Origin of the sequence: Tsukamurella soli, assembly GCF_039541155.1 — a bacterium.
Lineage (GTDB): Bacteria > Actinomycetota > Actinomycetes > Mycobacteriales > Mycobacteriaceae > Tsukamurella > Tsukamurella soli.
The window spans coordinates 1-6982 of the sequence record NZ_BAABFR010000170.1 but is presented as its reverse complement, the minus strand read 5'-3'; the positions used below and the strand labels follow the sequence as shown (position 1 = coordinate 6982).

Here is a 6982-nt window from a genome sequence, read left to right as displayed (position 1 = left end):
CCTTGGCTCACAGAACGACATGGCTACGATCCGACTTGCCACCACCGCGCCCAGGGCGACCGCGACGACGACGCCCGCGCCAAGTACCGTGCGCGCCCGGCCGCTGCCGATGGTCCGGCGCCCGCCACGGGCCGACGGCGCCGGGGCTGGCTCCGCCGGCGCAGCCTCGGGCTCGGACTCGCGGGTGAGGTCGACGGTGTCGGGCTCGGCGTACGCTTCCCGACCCGGGTGGGGGCCCGCATCGGGATCGCGGTGACCGTCGTCCACCGCGCCCGGCTCGTCGCCGCGCTCGCCGGGGTCCTGGGACGCACCGTCGGAGACTCCCGCGGATGCGTCGGGCGAGGCGGCCTCGGCCGTCTCGGAACCGTCGCCGGGGACGTCGTCGTCATCGGGCTCAGTCAGGTCAACCATCGTCCCCCATCATGCCTGGTGTGGCCCCGACTCGCGCCCAACCGGGTCGGAAACCGGGTCGAGCGGACACGTAGGGTTGTGCCCGTGATCGACGTCAAGCTCCTCCGCGAAGAACCCGACCGCGTCCGCGCGTCGCAGCGAGCCCGGGGCGAGGACCCCGACCTCGTCGACGCCGTGCTCGCGGCCGACGCCGAGCGCCGGGCCGCCGTCCTGTCGGCCGACACGCTGCGCGCTGAGCAGAAGGCCGCCTCGAAGTCCGTCGGGCAGGCGTCGAAGGAGGAGCGGCCGGCGCTGCTCGCGGCCGCGCAGGAGCTGAGCGGCCGGGTCAAGGAGGCCGAGGCTGCGCAGACGGCGGCCGACACCGCGTTCGACGAGGTCGCGCGCAGGCTCTCGAACGTCGTCGAGGACGGCGTGCCCGCGGGTGGCGAGGACGACTTCGTGGAGCTCGAGCGCGTCGGCGAGATCCCCGACATCCCCGAGCCCAAGGACCACCTCGAGCTCGGTGAGAAGCTGGGGCTGCTGGACATGGACCGCGGCGTCAAGGTGTCGGGTTCGCGGTTCTACTTCCTCACCGGCTACGGCGCGCTGTTCCAGATGGCGCTCTTGCAGCTGGCGGTGCAGAAGGCGGTCGCCAACGGGTTCACGCTGATGGTCCCGCCCGTGCTGGTGCGGCCCGAGGTGATGGGCGGCACGGGTTTCCTGGGTGCGCACGCCGACGAGATCTACCGCCTCGAGGCGGACGACCTCTACCTCGTGGGCACCTCGGAGGTACCGCTGGCCGGCTACCACATGAACGAGATCATCGATCTGGGCGACGGTGCCAAGCGGTACGCCGCGCAGTCGACCTGTTTCCGGCGCGAGGCCGGCTCGTACGGTAGGGACACCCGCGGGATCATCCGGGTGCACCAGTTCGACAAGATCGAGATGTTCGTCTACTGCCGTCCCGAGGACGCCGCCGACGAGCACAAGCGACTGCTGGGCTGGGAGCGGGAGATGCTCGCCGCGATCGAGGTGCCCTACCGGGTGATCGACATCGCCGGCGGCGACCTCGGCTCGTCGGCCGCGCGCAAGTACGACTGCGAGGGCTGGGTACCGTCGCAGGGCCGCTACCGCGAGCTGACGTCGACGTCCAACTGCACCACGTTCCAGGCCCGCCGCCTGGGCATCCGGTATCGCGACGCCGACGGCCGCCCCCAGATCGCCGCGACGCTCAACGGCACCCTCGCCACCACGCGCTGGCTGGTGTCGATCTGGGAGAACCATCAGCAGCCCGACGGCTCGATCCGCGTCCCCGCGGCCCTGCAGCCGTTCCTCGGAACCGACGTCATCGCGCCGAAGTAGGTTCGCCCTCGGTCCGGCGTCGACTACCTCCGCGGAGCTACCCTGACACCGCCGCGAACCCGGATATAGCGATCGCGGCGCTGGTGGGGTCGATCTCCGGCGCCGCCCGCGCTACGTCGCCAGCCTGCTCGCCCGCAGTGGGTGCCCGCTCGAGGTGAGGCACCGCCCCGTCGGCAGGTCCCACTGCCAGCCGTGCAGGTTGCACGTCAGCTTCTCGCCCTCGACCACGCCGAACTTCGAGAGGTCGGCCTTGAGGTGCGGGCATCGTCGCTGCACCTCCCAGCCGTCCAACTCGCAGGACGCGGTGTCGTCGTGCGCCTCGGAGAACCAGCCGTCGGCGTACGCGATGCGCTCGTCGGTGAGGCACTTGAAGAAGGTGTAGAGGAACTCGTTGTAGCCGCCGATCCGCCAGGTGGTGAACCGCGTCGACAGGAAGATGGTGTTCACCCAGTCGGGCTCGTCGTCGCGCAGCACCGTCCGGACCAGTTCGGGCGCGATCCGGAAGCCGTACCGGTACTTCCCGTCGTCGCCCTTGGGCTCGCGGACGACTCGATTGGGGAAGTCCAGGACCACCGTCTCGGAACCCATCTCCAGCCCGACGGCGTACCCGATGCCATCGCAGATCAGGTCGGACCCGGCCATGATCGGTTCGAACTTCGCCCGCAGCGCGCCGATCAGCGGCACACCGTCGTCGGCCGCCCAGGTCGCCTTCTCCGCGGTCAGCACCGGCGCCTGCCGCTCGGCGAAGGCGTCGAGGTAGGCGGTCTTCTCGGTGAAGATCCGCATCACCTCGTCCTCGGGGACGGGATGGGTGAGCGAGAGCATCTCGGTCCCGCGGAAGTCGCCGACGGTGCCGGGGATGAACAGCAGGCCCTGACCGGGCCGCTCACTCCCGTTGCCCGCCTTCTTCATCTCCTCGAGGAAGGTGATCTGGTCGGGGAAGATGTTGGACAGGTCCCCGCCGACGTGCTCGGCATCGATCCGGCCCTCGTCGTTGAGGTACCGCAGCTCGGGGTCCAGGAAGGCGGGCGGGCCGGCCGAGGGCACGACCCAGGTGGCCCCCACCTGGTCGACGTAGCTGCGCGCGCGGTCCATGCCGCGCTGCCGCTTCTGCTCGGCGAACCGCTTCTTGGAGCCGCGCGGCATGTCGTAGACCATCGGGTACCAGATCGCGCCCGAGTACTGCAGCAGGTGCACGTCGATATCGCCGAACTGCTCGCCCAGCACGTCCATGTCCACGGGGCGGGCGTCGTTCATGTTGAACAGCGTGGTCTCACCGTCGGAGACGACCAGGCCGGAGTCGCCGATCGGCCCGTCTGCGGGCGCGCGGAGGGCGATGATCATCACGTCGAGATCGCCCTTGGGGCCGCTGACGGTGTGCTTGACGGAGTCCTGCGTCTCGAAGAACTTCGTGAAGCCGAGGCGCTCCAGCTCGCGCCGCAGGTCCGGGACCGGGTAGTCCGGCAGGAGGACGGTGGCGTCCTTGCTGACGTTCTCGAGCAGGTTGCGCTCGTCGAAGTGGTCCCGGTGCAGGTGGGAGACGTACAGGTAGTCGACGTCGCCGAGCGCCTTCCAGTCCAGCTGCGTGTTGTCCGGGAACGGGAACCAGGAGCCGAAGTACGCGGGGTTGACCCACGGGTCGCACAGGATGGTGCCCGCGGCGGTGGTGATGTGGAAACCCGCGTGACCAACGCTGGTGACCTGCACGGTGGAGCCTTTCGTCGCTGTCTGAGCCGCCGGGTGCTGCGCACCCGGACCGTCACCAGGGTAATAGCCCGGCGCCCACCCCCGCTCCGCCCGCCGCGGCTACGCTTGCGGCGTGGAACCCGTCTACGGCACCGTCCTCGAGATCGCCCGCGGCATGTGGGCCTTTCAAGGCATCCGCTTCACCGAGGTCGACTTCCAGAAGTTCCCGCGCACCGGCGGCGCCGTGGTGGCCATCAATCACACCGGTTACCTGGACTTCCCGTTCGCCGGCAAGCCTGCGTTCGCGGCCGGTCGCCGGAAGGTGCGGTTCATGGCCAAGAAGGAGGTCTTCGACAATTCCACGTCGGGGCCGATCATGCGCGCGCTGAAGCACATCCCCGTCGACCGCGATGCCGGTGCCGGTGCGTACCAGGCTGCCGTCGACGCTCTGAAGTCCGGCGAGCTGGTGGGCGTGTACCCCGAGGCCACCCACAGTCGCAGCTTCGAACTCAAGTCGTTCAAGTCTGGGGCGGCGCGGATGGCCGTCGAGGCGCAGGTCCCGATCGTCCCCGTCGTGGTCTGGGGCGCGCAGCAGATCTGGACCAAGGGGTTGCCGAAGAGGCTGGGCCGCAACAAGTTCCGGATCATCATCGGCGTGTGCGACCCGATCCAGCCGGTGGGCGCCCCCGATGCCCTGACTGCGACCCTCAAGGCCGAGATGCAGCAGATGCTGCTCAAGCTTCAGGACCTGTACGGCACGCATCCGCAGGGCGAGCCCTGGGTGCCCGCCCGGCTCGGGGGCAGCGCGCCGACCCTCGAGCAGGCCGAGGCCCTCGACGCCGCCGATCTCGAGGAGCGCCGTCGGCGCCGCTCGGAGCCTGGTGGCTGAGTCCCAGCGGTCCGGCGGCCGGCGCCCGGGCGGTGTCGTGCCCGGCGCCGCTGAACTGGGTGCCCGCCCGGCGGTGATCGCCAGCGATGTCGACGGCACCCTCGTGGGCCCCGACGAGCTGCTGTCCGCCCGGACCCGCGCGGCCCTGAAGCTGATCACCGACACCGGCACCCGGTTCGTGCTCGCCACGGGCCGGCCCCCGCGTGCCGTCGAGCCGATCGCCGACCAGCTGGACTTCGCCCCCCTCGCCGTGTGTGCCAACGGGGCCGTGCTCTTCGACACCGACTCCGGCGAGATCGTCGCCGCGCATCTGCTGCAGCCCGAGCTGCTGGCGGCGATCGCCGATCTGGTCCGCGAGTATCTGCCCGGGGCCGGCTTCGCCGTCGAGCGGGTGTCCACCGGCGCGCACGACGCCGCGACGCCCCGCTTCGTCGCCTCCACCGGCTATCAGCACGCCTGGCTGGAGCCGGACACCGCCACCGTCGGCGACGCCGAGGTGCTGGCCCTGCCCGCCGTCAAGCTGCTCGTGCGCAACCCGGGGCTGACGTCCGACGTGATGCACGAGCGGATCGCGCCACACCTGCACGGGATCGCCGACGTGACCTATGCCACCAACAACGGGCTCATCGAGTTCCACGTGCCGGGCGTCACCAAGGCCACCGGCGTGGCGGCGGCCATCACGCACCTGGGCGTCCCGGCAGGCGCCGACGGTGGCGTGCGCGTCGCGGCCTTCGGCGACATGCCCAACGACGTCGCGATGCTGCGCTGGGCCGCTCTGGGCGTCGCGGTCGCCAACGCGCACCCGCTCGCCCGCGCGGCCGCCGATCTAGGTACCGCCGCGAACGTCGACGACGGGGTCGCGGCGGTCGTCGAACGCTGGCTCTGACAGGGCCTTCCGAAGCCTGCGCGGGCCCGGCTCGGCCTCCCCGACCCTGTGACATCTTGTTACCTGTGTGACTTTTGTCAACTGTTCATGTTTACTAGAGTCACAACAGTCACACGGGTAACGTAATTTGCCTGTGTGGTGCTCGTCCTGGGACACCCGGAGCCTCAGAGCAGTCGGGTTCCTGACCGACGACCGATTGGAGACAGCCAATGCCCGTGTGGATCGACGGAGGACCCCGTCGCTCGCGGCGCCGGCGGGCCACCCGCGCCGCGGTGGTCGCCGCAGCGCCCGTGCTGATCATCGGCGGCGTACTGCTGAGCTCAGGCACCTCGGCGCAGCCCACCCAGACCGCCGACGGTATCCCGGGCCCGGAGGGCGGTAACGGCCGCGGAATGAGCCAGTTGGGCGCGCTCGCCTACGCGAAGGAGGGCTGGACCGCCGATCAGATCCTTGCCCACTACTACGACGGCACCGTGATGGGAAGGGTAGACACCGGCCTACCGGTGACTGTGCGGCTCACAGCGCAGCACCGGGTCGATGTCTACGCGGCGGCCGGCGAGGTGGTCGGTGGGCGGACGCTCGCCCCCGGCCAGGCGGTGAGCATCGACGGGACCACTGCAACCGTGACCAACGGTTGCGGTGGCCCCGTCGTCGCCTCGTTCCCCGCCCCCAACGCCACCGTCAGCCCCCTCAGCAACGCGCAGTCGCTGCCTGCCAATGAGATCCTCCACTTCTGTGGAAGCAATCTCGGTTATCGCGGCAGCCTGACCGCCAAGGACGGCAACGTGTACAACATCGTCGGGATCGAGGACTACGTGCGCGGCGTGGTGCCCTCCGAGACCTCCCCCGACTGGGCCGATCAGGGCGGATACGAAGCGCTCCGTGCGCAGGCCATCGCCGCGCGGTCGTTCGCGTTGGTCAGCCAGGTCGAACGCGGCGACGACTTCGTCGACACGCAGTCGACCCAGGTGTACGGGGGCTACAGCAAGGAGGACCCGCGCACGGATCAGGCCGTGGCGAGCACCGCCGGGCTGGTCATGTCCCGGGGCGGCAAGGTGTACGAGACCGAGTTCGGCGCATCGCGCGCGGACGATCCGCAGGTCAGCGACGTGCCGGCCACCCGGCCGGGCGTGGTGGTCGCCGACCCGGTCGCCGCGACGACGGTGCCCTCGGCCGGCGGGATGGTCACCGCCGTGCCGCAGGCGACCGCGCCGCAGGTGAACCTGACCAACCCGGTCCCCACGGCACCGAACGCCGCGCAGGTCGCGCCCCAGGCGGGCGGTTCCGGCGGTGGCATGGTCGCCCAGGTGCCGGTCATGACGCAGCAGCCGGCGATGACGCCCCAGGAGGCCGCGACCACCGCGGGCGCCGCGGTCGCGCAGGCGTACCAGGGAGCCGGTGGTGAGGGTGGCAAGCTCGGCAAGGCGACCGGCACGCCGGTCATGCTGCCCGGCGGCGCCGCGTACCTGCAGCCGTACGACAACGGCACGATCTTCTGGACGCCCGCAGCGGGCGCGCAGGTGGTCCCGTCCGGTGTCGCCGCGCCTGCCACACTGATGAACTGGGCCGCGACGTTCGTCGCCGGCGGCAAGCCGCAGCTCCCGAACCTGCCGCTGCTCAACCTCATCCCCGGCTGGGGTTCGCTGCTCGGTCTGCCCAACTCCGGCGAGCCCGACAACGGCACCACGCCGGCCCTCGGTGCCCCGTCCAAGCCGGCGCCGCCGAGCGGCGCGGCCGCCCCGCACGGTGCGCCCACCCCCGGACAGCAG

The 6982-nt window shown here is 70.9% G+C and carries 5 protein-coding genes; 4 read left to right on the top strand and 1 reads right to left on the bottom strand.

The window, feature by feature from the left end; genetic code table 11:
* Positions 1–495 precede the first annotated feature (495 nt).
* Entirely contained in the window at positions 496–1752 is a 1257-nt protein-coding gene (serS, locus tag ABD908_RS26215; protein WP_345001653.1) for a serine--tRNA ligase, read from the top strand.
* Between the two features lie 111 nt (positions 1753–1863).
* On the opposite strand, the gene ABD908_RS26210 is transcribed toward serS, so the two are convergent.
* Positions 1864–3459 carry a Rieske 2Fe-2S domain-containing protein gene (locus ABD908_RS26210; RefSeq protein ID WP_345001651.1) on the bottom strand — a complete coding sequence of 532 codons (1596 nt, stop codon included), beginning with the start codon at positions 3457–3459 and terminating at the stop codon, positions 1864–1866.
* Positions 3460–3571: 112 nt separating this feature from the next.
* On the opposite strand from ABD908_RS26210, the gene ABD908_RS26205 reads away from it, so the two are divergent.
* The 3 genes from ABD908_RS26205 to ABD908_RS26195 form a co-directional block, all read left to right on the top strand.
* On the top strand, positions 3572–4327 hold the full coding sequence (locus ABD908_RS26205; protein WP_345001649.1) for a lysophospholipid acyltransferase family protein: 756 nt from the start codon (positions 3572–3574) through the stop codon (positions 4325–4327).
* A 55-nt stretch (positions 4328–4382) separates the two neighbouring features.
* Positions 4383–5213, top strand: a complete 831-nt coding sequence (locus ABD908_RS26200; protein WP_425584415.1) for an HAD family hydrolase — start codon at positions 4383–4385, stop codon at positions 5211–5213.
* Between the two features lie 209 nt (positions 5214–5422).
* On the top strand, positions 5423–6982 hold a 1560-nt coding region (locus ABD908_RS26195; RefSeq protein ID WP_345001647.1), incomplete at its 3' end, for a SpoIID/LytB domain-containing protein.